Source organism: Chitinophaga eiseniae, assembly GCF_900167135.1.
GTDB classification, from domain to species: Bacteria; Bacteroidota; Bacteroidia; order Chitinophagales; family Chitinophagaceae; genus Chitinophaga; species Chitinophaga eiseniae.
The window spans coordinates 47,772-66,892 of the sequence record NZ_FUWZ01000009.1 but is presented as its reverse complement, the minus strand read 5'-3'; the positions used below and the strand labels follow the sequence as shown (position 1 = coordinate 66,892).

Annotated in this window: 20 protein-coding genes and 1 tRNA gene; 9 read left to right on the top strand and 12 right to left on the bottom strand. The window is 50.3% G+C overall.

Annotation, left to right across the window (positions count from 1 at the left end; all coding sequences use genetic code 11):
* Positions 1-345: 345 nt before the first annotated feature.
* The 6 genes from B5D63_RS33695 to B5D63_RS33670 all read right to left on the bottom strand — a co-directional run bounded on the left by B5D63_RS33695 (position 346) and on the right by B5D63_RS33670 (position 4,452).
* Positions 346-843 carry a hypothetical protein gene (locus B5D63_RS33695; protein ID WP_078673303.1) on the bottom strand — a complete coding sequence of 166 codons (498 nt, stop codon included), beginning with the start codon at positions 841-843 and terminating at the stop codon, positions 346-348.
* A gap of 2 nt (positions 844-845) precedes the next feature.
* Positions 846-1,673 carry a hypothetical protein gene (locus B5D63_RS33690; RefSeq protein ID WP_078673302.1) on the bottom strand — a complete coding sequence of 276 codons (828 nt, stop codon included), beginning with the start codon at positions 1,671-1,673 and terminating at the stop codon, positions 846-848.
* A 346-nt stretch (positions 1,674-2,019) separates the two neighbouring features.
* The gene (locus B5D63_RS33685; protein ID WP_078673301.1) at positions 2,020-2,226 is read right to left on the bottom strand and encodes a hypothetical protein; all 207 of its coding nucleotides are present in this window, start codon (positions 2,224-2,226) and stop codon (positions 2,020-2,022) included.
* Positions 2,227-2,580: 354 nt separating this feature from the next.
* A tRNA-Lys gene (locus B5D63_RS33680) sits at positions 2,581-2,653 on the bottom strand.
* A gap of 101 nt (positions 2,654-2,754) precedes the next feature.
* Positions 2,755-3,498: a 23S rRNA pseudouridine(2604) synthase RluF gene (rluF, locus tag B5D63_RS33675; protein WP_078673300.1), complete on the bottom strand. Its 744-nt coding sequence runs from the start codon at positions 3,496-3,498 to the stop codon at positions 2,755-2,757.
* A 39-nt stretch (positions 3,499-3,537) separates the two neighbouring features.
* Positions 3,538-4,452, bottom strand: coding sequence for an SAM hydrolase/SAM-dependent halogenase family protein (locus tag B5D63_RS33670; protein WP_078673299.1), 915 nt, complete (start codon positions 4,450-4,452; stop codon positions 3,538-3,540).
* A gap of 206 nt (positions 4,453-4,658) precedes the next feature.
* Between B5D63_RS33670 and B5D63_RS33665 the strand changes: the two genes are divergently transcribed.
* The 3 genes from B5D63_RS33665 (at position 4,659) to B5D63_RS33655 (ending at position 7,027) form a co-directional block, all read left to right on the top strand.
* Positions 4,659-5,612: a quinone oxidoreductase family protein gene (locus B5D63_RS33665; RefSeq protein WP_078673298.1), complete on the top strand. Its 954-nt coding sequence runs from the start codon at positions 4,659-4,661 to the stop codon at positions 5,610-5,612.
* A gap of 92 nt (positions 5,613-5,704) precedes the next feature.
* Positions 5,705-6,193, top strand: a complete 489-nt coding sequence (locus B5D63_RS33660) for a DinB family protein (RefSeq protein ID WP_078673297.1) — start codon at positions 5,705-5,707, stop codon at positions 6,191-6,193.
* 114 nt (positions 6,194-6,307) lie between these two features.
* Positions 6,308-7,027 (top strand): SDR family NAD(P)-dependent oxidoreductase, encoded by a 720-nt coding sequence (locus tag B5D63_RS33655; RefSeq protein ID WP_078673296.1) that lies wholly within the window; start codon positions 6,308-6,310, stop codon positions 7,025-7,027.
* On the opposite strand, the gene B5D63_RS33650 is transcribed toward B5D63_RS33655, so the two are convergent.
* Positions 7,028-8,143 carry a tetratricopeptide repeat protein gene (locus tag B5D63_RS33650; RefSeq protein ID WP_078673295.1) on the bottom strand — a complete coding sequence of 372 codons (1,116 nt, stop codon included), beginning with the start codon at positions 8,141-8,143 and terminating at the stop codon, positions 7,028-7,030.
* 102 nt (positions 8,144-8,245) lie between these two features.
* Between B5D63_RS33650 and B5D63_RS33645 the strand changes: the two genes are divergently transcribed.
* Entirely contained in the window at positions 8,246-9,163 is a 918-nt protein-coding gene (locus tag B5D63_RS33645) for a glycosyltransferase family 2 protein (RefSeq protein ID WP_143313329.1), read from the top strand.
* A gap of 28 nt (positions 9,164-9,191) precedes the next feature.
* The gene (locus tag B5D63_RS33640) at positions 9,192-10,178 is read left to right on the top strand and encodes a glycosyl transferase (RefSeq protein WP_078673293.1); all 987 of its coding nucleotides are present in this window, start codon (positions 9,192-9,194) and stop codon (positions 10,176-10,178) included.
* On the opposite strand, the gene B5D63_RS33635 is transcribed toward B5D63_RS33640, so the two are convergent.
* A complete protein-coding gene (locus tag B5D63_RS33635; RefSeq protein WP_078673292.1) occupies positions 10,179-10,910 on the bottom strand; it encodes a glycosyltransferase family 2 protein in 732 nt (243 codons plus the stop codon).
* Between the two features lie 211 nt (positions 10,911-11,121).
* Here B5D63_RS33635 and B5D63_RS33630 point away from each other — a divergent pair, with 211 nt between their 5' ends.
* Together B5D63_RS33630 and B5D63_RS33625 are read left to right on the top strand one after the other, a co-directional pair.
* Positions 11,122-11,907: an AraC family transcriptional regulator gene (locus tag B5D63_RS33630; protein WP_078673291.1), complete on the top strand. Its 786-nt coding sequence runs from the start codon at positions 11,122-11,124 to the stop codon at positions 11,905-11,907.
* Positions 11,908-11,980: 73 nt separating this feature from the next.
* Positions 11,981-12,361, top strand: a complete 381-nt coding sequence (locus B5D63_RS33625; RefSeq protein WP_078673290.1) for a VOC family protein — start codon at positions 11,981-11,983, stop codon at positions 12,359-12,361.
* 115 nt (positions 12,362-12,476) lie between these two features.
* On the opposite strand, the gene B5D63_RS33620 is transcribed toward B5D63_RS33625, so the two are convergent.
* On the bottom strand, positions 12,477-13,028 hold the full coding sequence (locus B5D63_RS33620) for a GNAT family N-acetyltransferase (RefSeq protein ID WP_078673289.1): 552 nt from the start codon (positions 13,026-13,028) through the stop codon (positions 12,477-12,479).
* Between the two features lie 88 nt (positions 13,029-13,116).
* Between B5D63_RS33620 and B5D63_RS33615 the strand changes: the two genes are divergently transcribed.
* Complete coding sequence (locus B5D63_RS33615; protein WP_078673288.1) at positions 13,117-14,265, top strand: tetratricopeptide repeat protein; 1,149 nt, start codon at positions 13,117-13,119, stop codon at positions 14,263-14,265.
* Here B5D63_RS33615 and B5D63_RS33610 read toward each other — a convergent pair.
* Positions 14,247-15,443, bottom strand: coding sequence for an exo-beta-N-acetylmuramidase NamZ family protein (locus tag B5D63_RS33610; RefSeq protein WP_078673307.1), 1,197 nt, complete (start codon positions 15,441-15,443; stop codon positions 14,247-14,249). The two genes, B5D63_RS33615 and B5D63_RS33610, sit on opposite strands and share 19 nt — an antisense overlap.
* 55 nt (positions 15,444-15,498) lie before the next feature.
* On the bottom strand, positions 15,499-16,509 hold the full coding sequence (locus B5D63_RS33605; RefSeq protein WP_078673287.1) for a lipase family protein: 1,011 nt from the start codon (positions 16,507-16,509) through the stop codon (positions 15,499-15,501).
* 205 nt (positions 16,510-16,714) lie between these two features.
* Between B5D63_RS33605 and B5D63_RS33600 the strand changes: the two genes are divergently transcribed.
* Positions 16,715-17,341: a hypothetical protein gene (locus B5D63_RS33600; protein ID WP_078673286.1), complete on the top strand. Its 627-nt coding sequence runs from the start codon at positions 16,715-16,717 to the stop codon at positions 17,339-17,341.
* 34 nt (positions 17,342-17,375) lie between these two features.
* On the opposite strand, the gene pdxR is transcribed toward B5D63_RS33600, so the two are convergent.
* A complete protein-coding gene (gene pdxR / locus B5D63_RS33595) occupies positions 17,376-18,833 on the bottom strand; it encodes a MocR-like pyridoxine biosynthesis transcription factor PdxR (protein WP_078673285.1) in 1,458 nt (485 codons plus the stop codon).
* Between the last annotated feature and the right edge of the window lie 288 nt (positions 18,834-19,121).

Here is a 19,121-nt window from a genome sequence, read left to right as displayed (position 1 = left end):
TATAAAACCGGTCAATTTTTTAAAACCCCACCTTTATAACGGTTAACAGCATTGAACTCGACCAAAAAATCGACTAAAATTTTTTGAGTATGCTGTTACCAATCAAACTAATCTGCCCAAAGGGTAAAGTGCGCAAAGTTAATGAAGGGCGCAAATCTACTGGACTTAACACGCTTGAAGCGCAAACACCACTGATAAGAAAACGGGCGAAGTCAAAAAACAGAACCCGCCCGAAGATTTTCACAAAAGGAAAAAGGAGATAAATGAATGGAGAAAAAGAGTAGGGTGGATAAAAATGAGCTGCATATATCTGAAAACACAGCCACTATCAGCGTCACCAACCGACTATTGCTGATTTGCCGCTAAAGCCTGATTAACCTCATCTATCAGATAACGAAGCAAACCAGGGCCGGCAAGGCCTTCCCATTTTCCCTGCTGTAAAAAATCTGCTCCGGCCTTCAGAAACGCTTCCCTTTTCTCCCATTTACTTACATTATCAGTATTGAGTACCGTATAGTTAAACTCATACAGCGGTTCATCAGGATCTGATGTCAATAGCCCGAAGAGCAGTGCTTTTCGCAGATCAGTGATCAAAGCACCGTCTACATCACATCTCAGATCAGTTACGGGCGGCCGCTTATCATATATGTCCAGATGATACAACACTCTTTCCTTCAGAGAATTTCTCTCAAAGCATTCGACGTGTATTCCGCTGTCACTGAAAATAAACAAAGGGTCTTTCACATTCCCAATAAGCGGTGGCAGCAAAAAATAAGGTTTCTCTTTATTCAGTACCTGCCCGCACAAAGGGCAGGTACTTTCATTTTCAAAAATGATTGCCATAACTATGGTTTTCTTATTAATAATTTTTGTCCAGTTAACCCCTCAAAAATATACTGTTTACTTTGATTTAACTGCTGCAAGGCCGTAAAATCTGCAGTGCTCGCCCCCGTCACAGCCGGATGAGTATGTCCAAACAAGGTGGTAATTTCTCCTGGCGCAAAGTTAATACCGTGTGTTCCGCCGCTCACCATCACTTTCAGGCCTGGGTAGGGACTATTGGGTCCCAATCTTACAACAGCATGTTCCAGTCCTGTACTGTTTGTTCTGTCAACACCTGACTGTATTATATCTGATAGTGTTTCATGCTCATAAATGTCCCGTACATATTTCATTCGTGTTACATAATTCCCACCATCACCGACAATAATTGAATTATTCACCTTGGGTATCTCCGCCGTGCTGAAAGAAAGTCCTGCTTTAAAATTTCTTGGCCGCACACCTTCTAATCCGAAAAGCCACTGCGTAGCAACATCAACAGCTGTAGCCGAAATCAGCCCCAGCGCTTCTTCATTGGAGGTAGCCGCCAATGCACGTGCGGATAAAAAGTTGGCTCGTGCAAACGGGTTGATCATATAATTTATAGAAGCAGGGTCTGTTCCCGACAACTCTTTGGCCCATGCGGTTTTAAGAGCTGACAGCGATTCTCTGTTTGCCTCCTTTCTGAACCGGTCCAGCGTTTCGTCACTCAAAACACCGTTGCCTGTCAGCCCTCTCGCAAAAGAGGATTCGCGATTGACTTTCTGGTTATAGATAGATTTGGTTAAATCGCTCAGCGCACTGGTACCGAGTTTTGATACAAATTCAACAAACTGATGACCGGAATTGATCATATCTCTTCCCGGATGATAAGTCTTACCCGCTGCCAAAAGTGGTCGGGATCAAAGGGAAACAACATGGGGGTTAGAGCTTTTTCAATTTGCACATTTTCCTTCATACACTTACCGTTTTAGCTGGCAAACATACGTTTGGAGGAAAGCAAAAAAAACTAAGTATACTTAAAGCCGATACATCAAGGCAAAAGATGTGCTATTTCTTCTCCAATTTCGTCTCCAACTCATCTAGTAGCTTAATTGCTAGCGGATAACTTAACTTTTCAAAGTAAGCCTTTGCAACGGATATACCCTTTACTATTTCAGCTCGTTCCTTGAGCGTTAAATTCTTGGGGTGTATAATCCGTCAAAGATTTTCTTTAATGCTATCAGTATCCACTCCGGTTAGCTTATTTAACATTTGAGCAGAAAAGGCGTCAGAAGCAAGCCTTTCGGTGCCTGCCGTTTTGAATAAAGCATAAAGAGTAACTGTCAGTGCTGGAATTTTCGATTGAGTTTTAGCATTCTTAGTTTGGGGTAATTCAACTTGTGCTCTTTTGTGGTTTGCTCGCATACGATCATTATACACTTACCGCAATAAATAAAAATATGCCTTACGGAGATAAAATCAAGACAGAGAACGGAAAAATAACAATCGAAGAGCCCATTTTGGAATGGATGTTTAATTGGTCAAAAGCACCAGATGGTAGTCCCGCCTTTATTTCAAGTACAAACTTCGACATGCAATAAATAGTGAGTATCATAAGACACTAAAATAAATCGACAATAGATATTTCGTATCTTAGTAAAAGCTGATTAACCTGTATGAAGTACGGGAAAAAAATTGGGGTTATACAAAAGGAACTCAACTAAACGCTCAACTAAAAAACAAAACCCCGCGACTAGCGCGAGGTTTATAAGTTGTCTGTGATCCCGCTGGGACTCGAACCCAGGGCCCATACATTAAAAGTGTATTGCTCTACCAACTGAGCTACGGAATCCTTTACTGTATTGCTGTTAAGCGGGTGCAAAAATAGGAATTAAATTTTCACTTCCAAATTTTTTTCGAAAAATTTTTTACGCTAACGCTGAAGCATACACGCTATTCATCCATTCCTCCGCTGTTGTCACCGGGAGCGGTTTTACTGCTGGAAGCCACCATGGTATTGATGCTGGAAATTTCTTCTTTGGTAAAATAACGCCACTTTCCGGGTGCCAGATCTTTTAGGGTCATGTTCATGATACGCGTTCTTTTCAGCGTCACGACTTTATATCCCAGCACCTCGCACATACGGCGTATCTGGCGGTTGAGGCCCTGGGTAAGGATAATACGGAACCTGTCGGTCCCTTCCTGCTGCACAAAACACTTCTGGGTAACGGTACCCAGTATTTTCACCCCGTTGCGCATGGCCTTGATAAATTCCAGGGTAACGGGTTTATCGACAGACACGATATATTCTTTTTCATGCTGGTTACCGGCACGAAGGATCTTGTTCACGATATCACCGTCATTGGTCAGGAAGATCAGCCCTTCGGAAAGCTTGTCCAGCCGGCCGATAGGAAATATCCTCGACGGAAAATTCATGAAGTCGATGATATTGGTTTTATCTTTCAGGTCGGTGGTACAGGTAATGCCTTTGGGCTTGTTGAGCGCGATATACACGGTCGTCTTTTTCTTTTTCAGCGGTTCTCCGTCTACCTCCACCACGTCGCCTGCCTTCACGCGGTTACCCTTGGAAGCGATATTATCATTGATGGTGACGCGGCCCTGCTCTATGTATTTGTCTGCCTCCCGCCGGCTGCAGAAGCCTGTCTCGCTGATATATTTATTGATACTGATATCCATAATCACAATTAAACTGGGACGCAAATTACTTAAAAGGATTTAATTCTGCCGGGGCATCAGGGTAACGGCCACGCTCCAGTCGCTGCCACTGCCGAGGTGATACGCCGCTGCAAGGTTCCCCATATTAAGGGCGAAAGACAGCTGCATCAGGCTGTTGAGATACGCGAGCGGCTTGCCTTCGGCCACAGCGCCAAATGTCTCGCTGTAGGGCGTCTGTATCGTGGTCACCTGCCGCTGCCCGTGATAGAATGTCACTTCCAGCGTATCACCGTACTGCGGCCGCAGCTCCTCCAGCAGGGCGGCGTCGATGTTGGTCCACACATTGCCGTATTGGATATCCAGGATGGGAATGTTCCCCCGGAGCGTCTTCCCCTCCCGCACCGCCCGCTGAAATGGCAACTTAACCACACTGGCCGGCAATACAGGCCCTACCTGGTCAAAAGCGATGGTGCCGGATGCGAGGCGCGCGCCGGTGTAGGCGTATACGTCGCGGCCATGAAAAGTGTAAGATTTTCCGGAGCCTTTGCGGCGGTTCACCGCCTCATCGATCTCCCGCACTTCGGCTATCCCCTCCGACGCTGCTATCAGCGTAAGCGTACCGTTGTCCGGTGTCACGATGAAGTGCCCTTTGCGGGTCTTGAGCACCACTGATTTACGGTTGGTGCCGACACCAGGGTCCACTACCGATACGAAAACCGTTCCCTCCGGCCAGTAGGGCACCGTCTGCTCCAGTCGGAAGGCGGCCTCCCAAATGTTGTAAGCCGGTATTTCATGGGTCAGATCGTACAGTTTAAGGTCGGCAGATACGCTATTGGCCACGCCCTTCATGGCGGAAACAGCCCCGTCCTTCAAACCGAAATCAGACTGAAACACGACGATCCTGTTTTGTGCAGGTAGCACCTGCGTCAGCAGCAGCGCTGCCAGGAACGGAATATATACGCGGATTTTTTTCATAGAAAAATAAATACTTACAACGAATTTAACTGCTTTCCCGACAACCTGTACCGTCGCCCGGAAAAATGAAAGACCTCTTCGCCACGTATAAAACGAAGGCACTACAGAAAATCTGACGGAAAAACAAGTCACTTACATAGATGAAACATATGGTGTTTCATCGGGCCTGATCCATCATCTTTGTACGATCTAAACAACATCATCATATGAAAGCAGTGACCATTAACGCTTACGGCGCTCCTGATGTGCTGGAAGTGACCGACCGGCCCATGCCCGTTCCCACCCCGCAGGAAGTGATCGTGAAAGTGCAGGCGGTGGGCGTCAATTACGCCGACCTCCTTGTCCGTCAGGGTATTTACCCCTTTATTCCGCAATTTCCGGCCATATTACCCGGCGAGGTGAGCGGTATTATCACCGAAACAGGCAGCGATGTACAACACCTCCGGGCAGGACAACGGGTAACCGGATACGCCCCTGCCGGATACGCCGCCTATGCCGCCATTTCTGCCACAGCCCTCACCGTTCTGCCCGACCACGTGGCTCCCGCGGAAGGACTGCTTACCCACGCACTGACAGCCCAACACCTGCTGGAACAAACCAGCGGCTACAGCTCCGTAGTCATCACCGCTGCCGCCGGCGGCGTGGGCGCTAAAGCGGTACAACTGGCGAAAATCAAAGGCGTTCCCCATATCATCGCGCTCACCGGCAGCGCCGCTAAACAGACCTACGTACGCTCCCTCGGCGCTACACACGTCATCAACTACCGCGACGCTGACTGGCTCCAGCAACTGACAACCGTCACCGGCACGCAGGGCGCCGACCTGATACTGGACGCTACCGGCGGCGATACGCCTGCTCAACTGGTGACCGCCCTCGCTGTCAACGGCACGCTGATCATCTATGGAAACAGCTCCGGGCAACCCACCGCTGTCAACCCCCAGGAGCTGATAATGAAATCCGCCCGTGTCGCCGGGTCTACCGTCTATAACATCCCCCCGGAACTACGGCAGCAATGGAACCGCTACCTGCTGGAACTGATCGCCGACGGCCGGCTCCAAAGCCAGGTCAATAACTACGCCTTTACGGACGTAGCCCGCGCCCACAGCGATATGGAGAACCGCCGCAACATCGGCCGCACCGTGCTCACTTTCCCGGATTAAATTTTTTTCAACCCTGCTGACATAAGGTTGTCACTACCCGCCAGTTATCTTTGGACCATCAACATTATTCAACATCTAAAGAAAACAGATATATGGAAAACACGACCATCGCAACACCAGTGACCGCCATCTCCAGCGCCGATTTGCTCGAACATTACCAGGGACACCGCCGCCTTACCCGTCGCCTGCTGGAAGGGTTCCCGGAAGACCGTTTTTTTGACTATTCCATCGGCGGCATGCGCTCTGTAGCTGCCTTAGCCATGGAACAGATCAATGTTTCCGGCATGGGCGTGACCGGCGCCGCCACCCGCAACTGGCAGACCGTTCCTAAAAGAGAACAACCCGCTACCAAACAGGAAATTCTCGACCTCTGGGACGAAAATACCCGGCTGATCAACGAATACTGGCCGCTGATCACGGAAGAACGCTTCCAGGAAACAGACAAAGCTTTTGGCATGTACGAAGGCGTAGTGATCAACCTGGTGCTTTATTTCATCGACAATGAAATACACCACCGCGGACAGATATATGTCTATTACCGCTCGCTGGGACTGGAACCTGCGCCCTTCTATGAGCGCTAACCGGCGGTAAAAGATGACAGGATTTTTCACAGGCGCTTTGACTTACCGTCAAAAAACAGGAACTTCGTGCCTGTTTTAACCCACCTGCGAAAAATCCTGTCATCTTTTTTAGATATGAAACAAGTCCTTATACTGGGCGCCAATTCCGATGTGGCAAAAGAAGCGCTCAAAATGTACGTCAGCCGGGGGTATCACGTGGTAGCAGCCTCCCGCAGCACCGCTGCGCTGGAAACATTCGCGCAACAACAGCAACTCCCTCCAGAACAGGTGACCATCCGCCATTTCGATGCAACGGACTTCGGCAGTCACCGCACATTCTATGACAGCCTTCCTGCCAAACCGCAGATCGTCCTGTACGCCGCCGGTTACCTGAAAGACAATACCGCCGCCATGAAGGACTGGGACGGTACCTTCAATATGATGCAGGTGCATTATTGCGGAGCAGTGTCCATCCTGAACATGATCGCTACCGACAACGCCAACACAGCGCTGGAAAGGATTATCGGGCTCTCCTCCCTTTCGGGCGTCCGCGGCAGGAAAAGCAATTTTATCTACGGCAGCACCAAAGCTGCTTTCACCCAATACCTCGCGGGATTAAGGCAACATTTGTTTGCACGACGTATAACCGTCAACGTGATTGTGGCGGGCTACATCCGCAGTAAGATGACGGCAGGACTGCCCCTCCCGGAGTCGCTGATGCTGGAACCGGCGTTCATTGCCGGCGCCGTAGTGAACGCGGGCAAACATTTCACCATTGTACCGGGATTTAAGTGGAAGTTGATTTACCACGTACTGCGGCTCATGCCGGAAAGATGGGTAGCGAAGCTCCCCTGATCAGTAACGGGTACGATAGAACCGGGACTCTTCGTTGATGGTCAGCCGGTGGTCCTTCACCCACCCGAGAAAACGGTCGAACAGGTCCCCGTGGGCCGCGCGCCAGTCGGTGAAGTCCTGCTCCTGCCCATAGCCCAGTATCCAGTAGTTGTAAGGCTCCAGGAAACCGGCCTCTTTTACCTGCTGCTGATAATCGAACAGCACTACCGGTACTTTCGTCATACTACGGAATTTCTGCTGATACAGCTCCAAAAATCTCGAACGTATATTGTTGAGCGACTGCAGGTTGATGATTTTCTCACCAGCTACCGCTATCGCCAGGTTAGGTTCATAAACACTTCCGCCATAAGGCATCTTCAGGTTCTTCAGCTGCGCCGCCAATGCCTCCGGTCCTCCCTTGGGATCGTAACTAAGATTGATCACATTATTTTTACTAAAGCTGACGCTCGCTGAATCTCCTTCCAGTTTGATCTCTGACTTATACGTCAGGTACAGCATTTTACTGATCTCTACTGTCCGGCGGGTGTTGCGTTCCAGGTTCAGAAATATCTCCCCGTAAATCATTCCCCACACTTCTTCCTGGGTGTAATTGCCGAATATCTTCGCTGCCCAGTAATAGTTGGAAGGGTACATGGGCGCAGCCGCAATACCTGCTTCAAAATAAGCCAGCGCTTTGTTATAGTCCTCTTTCATCACCTCCATGACGCCCCGCTCCAGGTACAGATTACCCGATGCCGGGAATATCTTCAGCCCTTTTTCATAGGTCTCGATGGCTTTCTCCCTTTGCCCGGCCATATCGTAGCTGTTGCCCAGTAGCTGGTACACCCTGTCATTGGCGTCGTCACGGCGGGCCAGCTTTTTAAGGATGTCCACACTTTTGTTATAATCTTTCATCAGGTAACGGGCATACGCCATCTCGTACGGATAATCGAGGTTCTTCGGGTCCAGCTTGGCAGCCTCTTCCAGCAATGGGATGGATTTTTCAGGTTCTCCCCCATCCATCAGTTTGATGGCGGCGGTAGCTTTTTCACGGGCCTGAAGACTGTCTTGTTGGGCATATGCACCGCCGGATACCAGCATGAGCACCAGCGGAAGTTGCAGCAGGGATAAACGCATAAACACAGTATTATTAGGAAAATACTTTACATGTAATTTAGTTGAATTTTATTATATTTGCCGATTGATTATGCCAGAAATTTCTAAACTACCGGAGAAAATATGTCTTTAGCTCCTATTGCGTTGTTTGTGTTCAACAGGGCCGACAAAGCGCAAAAGACCATCGAATACCTGCTGCGGAATCCGGAAGCCGCGGCGTCTGACCTGTACATCTTCAGCGACGGGCCTCGCCACGAGCAGGATGTTCCGCGCGTGCAGGAAGTAAGGGACTACCTCCGTAGCGTGACAGGCTTCGGAAATATCTCCATCATCGAGCAACCGGTCAACCTGGGACTCTCTAAAAGCATTATTTCCGGCGTTACCATGGTGGTCAACAAACATGGTAAAATTATCCAGGTAGAAGATGATATCCTGGTATCCCCTCATTGTCTCCGTTTTCTCAACGATGCGCTGGACTATTACGAACAGGAACCCAAAGTAGCCTGTATCTGTGCCCTGCTGTATCCACTGCGGAAACCGGTGCCGCCCACCTTCTTTATCCGGGGCGCCGACTGCTCCATCTGGGCCACCTGGAAAAGAGCGTGGGACCATTTCGAGGCCGACGGACAACAGCTGCTCGATGAGGTCATGCGGCGTAAACTGACCTTCCGGTTCGATTTTGATGATACTTTTTCCTACACCAACATGCTGAAAGACCAGATCGAAGGCCGCAACGATTCATGGGCCGTAAGATGGTACGCTTCCGCATTCCTGAAAGACCAATATACCCTCTACCCCGGTCAATCGCTGGCGAGAGACAACGGTATGGACAATTCCGGTACCCACTGTACCGACACCAACGACTACGACGTGTCCGTGAGCCAGGAACCGGTAACAGTTGGTAATATCCCGGTTGAACAAAGCAGACAGGGCTACAGCGCCTTTAAGGATTTTTTCTTCAGCCTGCACAAATACCCGTATTTCAAAGGTAAGCGGAAACGCTTCAAACGCTGGCTGAGATATCTGCTAACCGGCGCCTGACCTTTTTCTGATATTGAACGAAACAAGCATGCTTAATTTTTGTACGCTCTTTAACTCATTATACCTGACACGCGGACTGGCGATGTACGAATCCCTGGAGCAGCAATGCCCCGACTTTCATCTGTATATCTTCGCCTTCGACGACCGCTGTCATCAAACCCTTACTGCGCTGCGGCTGCCCAAAGCGACCGTTATTTCGCTTTCCGAATTTGAAGACGAACGGTTACTAACAATAAAGCCTACACGCACCCCAGGCGAATACTGCTGGACCTGCACACCAGCTACCATCGAGTACTGCCTGGAGCGTTACCAGCTTCCCTCCTGCACCTATATTGATGCAGACCTGTTGTTCTTCGACGATCCGGGCATCCTGGTAAAAGAGATGGGCAATAAGTCTGTCCTGATCACCGACCACCGCTATACGCCGGTGTACGACCAGACAGCCCTGAGCGGCAGATACTGCGTACAGTTCATGTTCTTCCGCAACGATGAAAACGGCAGACGGGTACTGACAGACTGGAAAGAATCCTGCTTCGAATGGTGTTACAAACGATTTGAAGACGGCAAATTCGGAGACCAGAAATACCTCGACTACTGGATGGACCGTTTTGAGGGCGTGCACGAACTGCAACACCTTGGTGGCGGCGTTGCTCCCTGGAACATACAGCAATACACCTTCTCCCAACAGGGAGAAACTATCACCGGCACCGAAACCGCTACCGGCAAACAGTTCGGCCTGGTGTTCTATCACTACCAGGATTACAAATACTGTTATCCCAAGGGCTGTTTCCTGGGCCAATATCCCATTACAGACGAACAACTGAAAATCATCTACAAACCTTATATCCACGCACTGGCAAAAGTAGACAAACAGTTGCAGGCCGCCGGCCTGCAAGGCACTTTCCACGAAATGATGGAAATACCCCGCTACAGGCGTTCTTTTGGCACCAAACTGAAATATTATTTTAAAGGACGGGTAGGAGAATTTTTCCGGAGAAGTTATATCACCGGTTGATCAGGACTGTTTACGCCGGCGTTTCCATTCTTTCAGCATAAAACGTACATATACCAACCAGCCGAAACTTTCCCGGATAATGCCCGGTTTCTCCGCCAGGAACACCGTATCGGGGTTGTTAGCGGAGAAACCTGTCATGTTATAACTCACGACAGGAATCGGATAGAACAGTTTTTTGAAACGGGTATCACCCCATACCCTGATATTTAGCTCATAGTCTGAATACACGCGGTAGCGCAGGTTATAGGCATAATGCTGAAACACAGCCGCCGGATAAAGGATTGCCTGATGATTGATCGCGCCCTTGGCCATCCGGTATTTGGAGAACTCCCCGGTAAGCAGCCCCACCGGCGCCCGCCCATCGCTGTGATATTCTCTGGTGATCCCGTAATACACGGCATGTTCATCCTCTAATTTCCCGGCCAGTTCGCTGAATCCCGGCAACACCCGATCATCCGCACCGAGAAAATATAACCAGCGCCCGGACGCCATTTTCACGCCTTTGTTCAACGCATCATAAATACCATTGTCTTTTTCGCTGCACCATTTCAGGGGAAAACGCGCTGCATAGGATTTTACAAGCGCCATCGTCTGGTCGGTGCTGCCGCCGTCCACAATTACCACTTCAAGGTCATTAAAAGATTGCGCGGCAATCGAATCGAGGCAACCGCCGATGTCTTTTGCAGTGTTATAGGTGGCAATAATTATACTAATGGCTGGCGTTCCGCTCATGCTGTACTGTTGTTAAACGGCCGCTAAATTAGCGCAAATTGATTTACGGACGTTGAAATTTACGGATTTCGAAATTTTAATAAATCTTAAACCCGGATTATATGATCTCTCCTGTGATATATTACCGATCTTCGTGCTGTAAATCAGTAAATCAAAAAATTCATACATCCGTAAATCCAATAACCAAATAAAAAAATATCCAAATTTCCAAATGTTCAGGCCTGTACAACCGGCCATCCGCTCAGGGCGCGACCAGGCCACCTACCAGGAATGCCTGCCATCGTTTCCGCTGACATCCTACATTTATTGCTACTGGCAGCTAACGTCTCACCCTTCACTGTCGGAACCATTTGTATATCGCGTGGTGGCCGATGGCTGCATAGATCTCTTTTTCCATACGCATCATCCCGAAAATGTATATGTCATGGGGTTCTCCACCACCTATACTGAATTTCCCCTCGACCATCCTTTTAATTATATCGGTATCCGCTTTCTGCCAGCGGCGTTTCCGTTGTTGTTCAACGTAAATGCCGCTTTGCTGACCAATCGTTTTGAAGCGCTCGATGCCGTGGCGCCCGCGCTGGCGAACGGTCTTGCACAATTAACGAACGGTTTTCACGACCTGGCTACGCTGCAACCGCTGCTGGACCGGTTTTTCGAAAAAATATTGGCAGGCCATACCGGCGATGCCGATCATCGCCTGTTGCAGGCGGTGGACCTGATCCTTCGTGCCGGCGGTAACATCCGGCTGGAAAAAGAGCTTCACAGCGGCGTCAGTCCGCGACAACTGAGACGGCTGTTTGATTTCTATATCGGCGACGCTCCTAAAACTTTCAGTAAAGTAGTACGCTTTCAGCAACTGCTGCATACCACGCCCACGGCCGACAGCCTAAAGGCCAACAAACACTTCTTCGATGCCGGTTACTATGATCAGGCGCACTTCATCAAAGAATTCAAAACTATGTACGGCCTTCCCCCTACCCTGGCGCTACCCTGAGTTTGTCCGTTTTTTACAATACCGTCCCCGTAAATACTTTCATCTTTGTGGTATCATCAAAAAAAGAGAAAATATGAAAATGAATGCCGGTATTATCACAGAGAAAATAAAGGAGAGCAAAGACTTCTATACCGGAGTGCTCGGTTTTGGCGTAACTTTCGAAAATGATTTTTACCTGCTGCTGCACACGCCCGGCCATGAAGCAGAAATCAGCTTCCTGCTGCCGGAACATGCCAGCCAGCAACCGCTGTTCCAGCAAGCCTTTGGCGGCAAAGGCATTTATCTTACCATAGAAGTGGAAGATGTTAAAGCCATCTACGCCAGTCTGCAGGCCAAAGGTGTTCCTATCCGGATTGCTTTAAGGGAAGAACCATGGGGCGATCACCATTTCGCTATCGTGGACCCCAACGGCGTAGGCATCGACATCGTACAATATGCCGCGCCGGAAAACTGAATAGGGTTCCTGGTCCGCCTGGCAGGTTTGAGTAATGCCTGAGTCCCGCGCTTCAGCCGTGGAACGGGGAACGGGCCTTCCCGTTATCCACAGGTGAAGCCCGGGGCTCATCGGTTTACAGTTCGTAAGTCATATAAAAAGCTACCTCGCCAGGGCACCATACCGGATCATACAATTTGAGGTGAACCCCTGACAAACGGAATCCCTGCTTTTGGTAAAAACTGACCGCCGGTACGTTGGTGTTCTGTGTCTCCAGCTCCAGCAACCGCACTTTCAGCGGACGAGCATGCGCTATCAGCGTGTTCATGAGCTGCACACCGATGCCTTTTCTTCTTTCCGAAGCCGCGACTGTCAACTGTGACACGTACAGTGTGTTGTTCCAGTCCCTTTTCTCCGCGATGATAAATCCCGTTAACCTCCCGCTGTCATAGGCGGCGAAAGAATGCCCCTGCTGCATCACTTCATTCAGTTCAGCCAGCTCTGTTTCACTGGTATGCCAGGTCTTTTGTTTCGGGGACGCCAGCGTTTCCAGCCGAAAAGTAAAACGCATTTCCGCGCCGTCCTGCTGTTGCTCCGCTACCCACGCCTGTGAAGAAGTATAGCCGTTGTGGCCCATTTGTAGTATATCCATGGCCGTTAGCCCCACGAGGGATGATATTGTTGTCATTGCTATTGGTTCCGTTTCCCGAAATATAACAAAACTAAATTTTTAGTTTTAAAACTAAATACTTAGTTTTATAAAAAATAAGTCCACTATGCGAAACTTTATCGGGATCATTGGATGGTTATGTTTATCCGGTACGCTCCGGGCACAAGGAATAGACAGGAACAGGGTCATGGAATACCTGCAGGACCAGCAATATGAAGAAGCCATCACTTACCTCCGGCCGAAAGTCAACCCACGCGAACCACGGGAAATGGCGTTGCTGGGCTACACCTGCTACCAGGGCGGCAAAATGGCCGATGCAGCCGACATCTACGAAAAAGTACTGATCCTCGACAGTACGCTGATACCGGCGCTACAAAATCTGGCAACGATCCGTTCGCAGCAGGAACGTTACGGAGAAGCGGTGCATCTTTATCAGCGCATCGTACAACTGAAACCCGCCAGCGCCGCAGCCTGGAAACAACTGGGCTTTGCCGCTTTCATCGCACAGATGCCTGACTCCGGCTTTGTATGGCTGCAGCAGGCCTACCAGCTGAATCCTGCCGACGCCCGCGTAGCGGCGCGGACCGCCGAAGAATGGATGGAACGGAAAGCCTATCCCCGGGCAGATTCCATTACCCGCGTGTTCCTGGAGAGAGATTCCACAGCGTCCGCTGTGCTGACGACCGCCGCAAAAACGACCTATATGGTGAAAAACTACCAACGTACCGCCGGCATCGGGGAACAACTCCAACGGCTCAACGTAGTATCGCCGAATACGTTTGTCTATGTCATCGCCGCCAACTATGCCCTGAAAAAATACCAGGCCTGTATCGATACCTATCAGTATTTGCTGGACCGCAACGCAGCATCGGAAAGTGTTACCTACTATACAGCGCTGGCCCATACCGCGCTCAGGCAATACCAGGAGAGCAATATGCTGCTGCTGCGATGCATCGGCTTCGCCAAATCATCCAGCCTGGAGAGTTATTACAGCAGCATGGCCGCCAACTATGAAAGCCTGCGGCAATTCAAGCCGGCACTGGCCAACCTGGACACCTCGTGGTATCTTTCTCACAAACCACTGCGGCAGTACAGTATGGGACGGATATACGAAACAGGGCTGCATAACGGCAATACGGCGATGAAATACTACAAACGCTTCCTGCAATTATACAAGCCCGGCTCTTCTCCGGAGGAGACGGAAATACATCAGTATCTGCAATCCAGGATGAAAACTCAGGGATACAGCAAATAACGGATACGCATCTTTTTATACTGCCCCAGCCCCGGCTCCCAGCTGCGGCGGATCTCCGCTTCGGTCTTTCCGGCAATGATCTGCTGACGGAAAGCCGTAGTACCGGCCAGCTTATCAATACTGCCCATCTGTTTGCTGTAAGACTGATCAAAAAACCTCTCTTTCTCAGGATAAGCTTTATACAGTTCGATCATCCAGCCAAGATTAATTCTACCTGCCTTGCGCAAAGGAGCCGTATCAAACGCACGAAGGTCCAGACCATAACAGGCCTGTCCCATGTGCAACGGTGATTCGGCCTTTCCCGGGATACTTTGCGGCGTAAAGGAAAATTCATACCGGCCTTTCAGCGCCGGGGCGCCCAGCACGGTGAAAGGCATATAGGTGCCCCTGCCCTGGCTGACAATCGTTCCTTCGAACAAACACAGGGAGGGATATAATAAGACGGACTGCTGCGTATTCAGATTAGGAGAAGGACCTACGGGCAACGTATAGTCCATACCGTGTTTATAGTTTTTTACGGGGATGATCTTCAGTTTACATTTTCGCTTGTTTTTTAGCCAGCCCTCCCCGTTGATCATGCGGGCAAACTCGCCGACTGTCATACCATGGGTAATCGGTATCGGAAATTGTCCGATGCCTGATTTCAGTTTCATATCCAGGATAGGCCCGTCCACGTAATCATTGGGATTGGGACGGTCCAGTATCACCAGCTCCTTCCCCGCTTCCACGCAGGCTTCCATGATATCGCGCAGGGTATTGATATTGGTATAAAAACGGCAGCCTACGTCCTGTATATCGTAAATCATCACATCGATGGCGTCCATATCCTGTTTCGGTGGCATTTTCCGGACGCCATACAGGGAAACCACCGGAATACCGGTAGCAGCGTCTACTTCATCGGCCACGTGCGCACCATTGCTGGCATTGCCCCGGAAGCCATGCTCCGGGCCAAATATGCGGGTAACCTTCACTCCCAGCTTCAACAGGCTGTCCACCAGCAAACGTTCACCGATCACTGCAGTAGGATTTACGACCATGCCCACTTTTTTACCTTTCAGGTAAGGTATATAAAGGCTGGTCTGCTCAGCCCCTGTCATAATAGGTTTATGAGCAGCAGCGCTGGCTGTCAGCCCCCCTGTCAGCAATAGTACAAGGAATACGCGGAATACAAATTGCATAAGCTTAAAGATAGATATACCCGTAAATATAGCCATTAACCGGTATATCTGTATGTTACAACGGTACCATGCTGCTGCGCGCAAGCAGGGCCGCACTCACGTCCACCCCGAGATAACGCGTATATTGCGACAGCGCATGCTGCGCTCCCATCTGCCCGAAATAATCGGTCAGGGTATTGTTGCGGTACCGGGCGTCCAGCGTGGAGTTGAACAAAACATAATGCAGTGCCTGCTGCATGTAACCAAGGCTATACAACAGCCCTGTCAGCAGCAGGTAGCCGTCCCGCAGGCTCATCTGGTAACCGTCATAAGTGATCATGATCTCTTCTGACGACGGAGAGGGAAGATATAACAGCGACGCCATGATCATGGTAGACACGACCGGGAACTTGGGAATAATATCATTCACATTTTCATAGTGCCAGGCGTTAGGGATCTTGTTATCCAGGTCGGTAGCAAAACCGGTATCCCCGGCGGCCGGCGCCGCGAAAGTAAAGAGATAAGTGCCATCATACCGGATACCTTCCCGCTGCAGGGCTGTCACAAAATAAGAGGCATATACATTGGCGATGTTACCACCAAGACTATGACCCGTTATGATTACTTTTTTGTTTTGGGAAACCGCCCTGGTCTTCAGAAAATTGTAGATATTGGCAGCACCCACACGGAGCTTGTCTTTCATGCCGGCAGCATTATTAAAGGCCCTGTTGGCGCCGGCGCTGATAGCGGCCAAACCATGGGAGGTATAATGCCATGTCGCCAGGGAGATCACATCCAGGTCTTCCAGCACCCAGTTGGCAAAAGCATCCCAGTCACTAAAAATGTCAGTCGGCGGCAGCGAGCCCCGGAAGGCCAGTCCGTAGAACTCGCCGGTAGGATCTGTGGCTATGAAACCAAAATTGCCATCCACCGTTTCATAGCCTTCCCATACAAGGCTCCAGCCCGGCAGATGTTTTTCAAGATCAGCTTTCACGTGTGTACTGTAAGCAACAGCGGATAATAATACTGCTGTTTTGGCATGGGCAGGCATAATGCCCGCTGCTGAAATACGTTCTTGTAATTCCATGCGGTCCTAAGGGTTTTGAGGTAAACAATAACGGAGGTCCTGATAAATGGGGTCATTAATTAACTTTCATCTCAGTCGGGGTGTCCTGGCCATCTCCGTCTTACTAATGTAAGGATTTTTACGCTATCATTTGCTGATTTAAAACAGCCTGGGCCTGTTTCAAATCAAAAAATCGTATCTTAAAAACCTGTAACTCACTACCAACATGAAATGGATGTTTCTTCCGTTGTTTTGGCTGTTGTATAACAGCACTCAGGCCCAACCCCGGCCGGCAGACTATCGCAGGTTATTTCAGCAGGATCCCGCCCTGCACAAGTGGGCGGCCAGCACCCCGCACTTCACACCGGAAGCCTTTGTGTTCTTGAATGCCACAGATTTCGGAAAGCAGTCGCCCGATACACTCAGGGGCGCCGCGGCAACCACTTACTTCGACACTTTCGGCAAATTGATCAGCTACTCGCCTGACAGAAAGCAGTGGCTGGATTTCTACAGCTACCAGGTATCGCTGGAGAAAACAGCCGGAGGCCGCTACCGCGCCACCCTCGAGGCAGACCAGGCCCTGCGGCTCGGTAAAACCAACGACAACACCCACATCATCATTGCCTACATGGGCGCATCCACCTGGATTGAAGAAACCGCGTGGGTAGACAACCATACGTTTATCGCCGTAGGCGTCAATAGCGCCGCGGCATTTCATCCTTTTATATTTATCGGGGATACCAATACCCGGAAAATATATCATTATAGTCCCCGCGATAAGCGGCTGGACCGTAGTGGTGGTTATGTATCTTACCAATGGGCGAAGATGAGGCCCATGATTATTGAGGAGTAAGGCGGTAGTTGCAACCCGGTTAAACAGGCAACCGCTACTTTACTACGGTAGCGAGTATACGAATTCCTTCTTCCAGTTCCGCAGGTGTCAGCGAAGCATACCCCAGCCGCAATGCGTTCAGCGGGTTACCATCAAAACAGAACAATTCTGTGGCCATCACAGAAACGCCTTTCTTTAGCAGGCGTGCCGCCAGTTGACTGGTGTCCGTCGGTTTCACGAACTTCACCCAGAAGGCCAGCCCGCCCTCCGGTTTCTGGAAGATCACCTGTTTGTCGAGATACTGATGCAGCAGCTGGTCCATTTTTTCCCGTCTTTCTTTATAAATATTGGATGCCCTCCGGGCATGACGGTTGATAATGCCCTCTTCCATCAGGCCGGCTACGGCCAGTTCCATGATAGGATCGCCCTGGCGGTCTATCAGCCGCCTTAACTGCGCCAGCGCCGCCACGAAGGCCGGCGGCCCTGTCACGTAACCGATCCGCACCGCCGGTGCTACCAGTTTGCTCAGGGAGCTGATGTAAATCACGTTGCCTGCACCTTCGTGGCTTGCCAGCGGCAGCAGGCTCCTGGCGCTGAAATGGAATTCGTGATCGTAGTCATCTTCGATGATGGCAAAGCCGTAGCGGTTGGACAGCTCCAACAGTTTAAGGCGCCGCTCCACTTTCATGCTGACGGCGGTGGGAAACTGGTGATGCGGTGTTACATACACCGCCTTCAGCGTTGTGGTGCGGCATACCTCTTCCAGCACGTCTGTCATCAGTCCTTTCTCATCCACAGGGATATGCACCATGCGGGCCCCGGCGTTCACAAACGTCTGCCGGGCCGGCAGATAGCCCGGCGATTCAATGGCGACGGTGTCTCCCGGCTGCAGCAGCGTTTGTGCCGTCAGGTACAGCGCCATCTGGCTGCCGCGGGTGATGCAGATCTGCTGCGGGTCGGTGTTCATGCCTCTTTTAAAAGACAGCATGCCCGATACCGCGGCCCTTAGTCTTTCATCGCCCTGTTCATGACCGTAGCCCAGCATACGCCAGCGCGCTTTCTGCTGAAAAATACGCTTGTACGCCTTGGCCAGTTCATCGAGCGGCGCTAACCGCACATCCGGCCAGCCGTCGTTAAACACGATGAGGTTGGCATTCACCTCCTGCGGTATAGGACTCAGCCGCTCATGATCGTTGAAGGTGAAGCCGGCTGTTTTCTTCGTCGGCTGCGCCTTCCTGTCGGGCAGTTCCGTGGAAACAAAAGTGCCGCTTTTGTCTGCTGTCTCCAGCCAGCCTTCCGCCGTCAGTTCTTCATAGGCCAGCACCACTGTTTTCCGGTTCACGCCGAGATCTGCTGCCAGTATGCGCGTTCCCGGCAGCGGGGTGCCGGGTTTCAACCTTCCTTTCTTTATCTCCTTCACAATACCGTCCGCTATCTGCCGGTATACCGACAAGTGCGGATTATTAAAGTCAAGCGTTAATATCGTTTTCCAGGGTCTGAGCATCTGGACCATCTATTTAAGTTAAAACTGGATTACCATGATCATCCAAAATTAGACAAATTTTGTGGCTTCAATATACAGGGTGAAAATTCCTGCAGACAAGGGACGCAGGTGCAGGTCCCGGTTAAAAGATGGTATTGAAAAATCTGCAGCCCTGCAGCGCTATACATCCAGCAGGCTGCCAGATTATTAAGGATTGCATGTAAACATTGCCCCGGGCCTCTGCCCGGGGTATCTTACGTTGATGGTAATCCACCGGCGTCTTCACAACAGATAGATAAAATAACATGCGTATTTGGT

Bases quoted from the DNA above. Each gene is read 5' to 3' on its own strand.
- B5D63_RS33695 (WP_078673303.1), bottom strand. From the start codon at position 843: ATGGCAATCATTTTTGAAAATGAAAGTACCTGCCCTTTGTGCGGGCAG.
- B5D63_RS33690 (WP_078673302.1), bottom strand. From the start codon at position 1,673: ATGATCAATTCCGGTCATCAGTTTGTTGAATTTGTATCAAAACTCGGT.
- B5D63_RS33685 (WP_078673301.1), bottom strand. From the start codon at position 2,226: ATGCGAGCAAACCACAAAAGAGCACAAGTTGAATTACCCCAAACTAAG.
- rluF (WP_078673300.1), bottom strand. From the start codon at position 3,498: ATGGATATCAGTATCAATAAATATATCAGCGAGACAGGCTTCTGCAGC.
- B5D63_RS33670 (WP_078673299.1), bottom strand. From the start codon at position 4,452: ATGAAAAAAATCCGCGTATATATTCCGTTCCTGGCAGCGCTGCTGCTG.
- B5D63_RS33665 (WP_078673298.1), top strand. From the start codon at position 4,659: ATGAAAGCAGTGACCATTAACGCTTACGGCGCTCCTGATGTGCTGGAA.
- B5D63_RS33660 (WP_078673297.1), top strand. From the start codon at position 5,705: ATGGAAAACACGACCATCGCAACACCAGTGACCGCCATCTCCAGCGCC.
- B5D63_RS33655 (WP_078673296.1), top strand. From the start codon at position 6,308: ATGAAACAAGTCCTTATACTGGGCGCCAATTCCGATGTGGCAAAAGAA.
- B5D63_RS33650 (WP_078673295.1), bottom strand. From the start codon at position 8,143: ATGCGTTTATCCCTGCTGCAACTTCCGCTGGTGCTCATGCTGGTATCC.
- B5D63_RS33645 (WP_143313329.1), top strand. From the start codon at position 8,246: ATGTCTTTAGCTCCTATTGCGTTGTTTGTGTTCAACAGGGCCGACAAA.
- B5D63_RS33640 (WP_078673293.1), top strand. From the start codon at position 9,192: ATGCTTAATTTTTGTACGCTCTTTAACTCATTATACCTGACACGCGGA.
- B5D63_RS33635 (WP_078673292.1), bottom strand. From the start codon at position 10,910: ATGAGCGGAACGCCAGCCATTAGTATAATTATTGCCACCTATAACACT.
- B5D63_RS33630 (WP_078673291.1), top strand. From the start codon at position 11,122: ATGTTCAGGCCTGTACAACCGGCCATCCGCTCAGGGCGCGACCAGGCC.
- B5D63_RS33625 (WP_078673290.1), top strand. From the start codon at position 11,981: ATGAAAATGAATGCCGGTATTATCACAGAGAAAATAAAGGAGAGCAAA.
- B5D63_RS33620 (WP_078673289.1), bottom strand. From the start codon at position 13,028: ATGACAACAATATCATCCCTCGTGGGGCTAACGGCCATGGATATACTA.
- B5D63_RS33615 (WP_078673288.1), top strand. From the start codon at position 13,117: ATGCGAAACTTTATCGGGATCATTGGATGGTTATGTTTATCCGGTACG.
- B5D63_RS33610 (WP_078673307.1), bottom strand. From the start codon at position 15,443: ATGCAATTTGTATTCCGCGTATTCCTTGTACTATTGCTGACAGGGGGG.
- B5D63_RS33605 (WP_078673287.1), bottom strand. From the start codon at position 16,509: ATGGAATTACAAGAACGTATTTCAGCAGCGGGCATTATGCCTGCCCAT.
- B5D63_RS33600 (WP_078673286.1), top strand. From the start codon at position 16,715: ATGAAATGGATGTTTCTTCCGTTGTTTTGGCTGTTGTATAACAGCACT.
- pdxR (WP_078673285.1), bottom strand. From the start codon at position 18,833: ATGGTCCAGATGCTCAGACCCTGGAAAACGATATTAACGCTTGACTTT.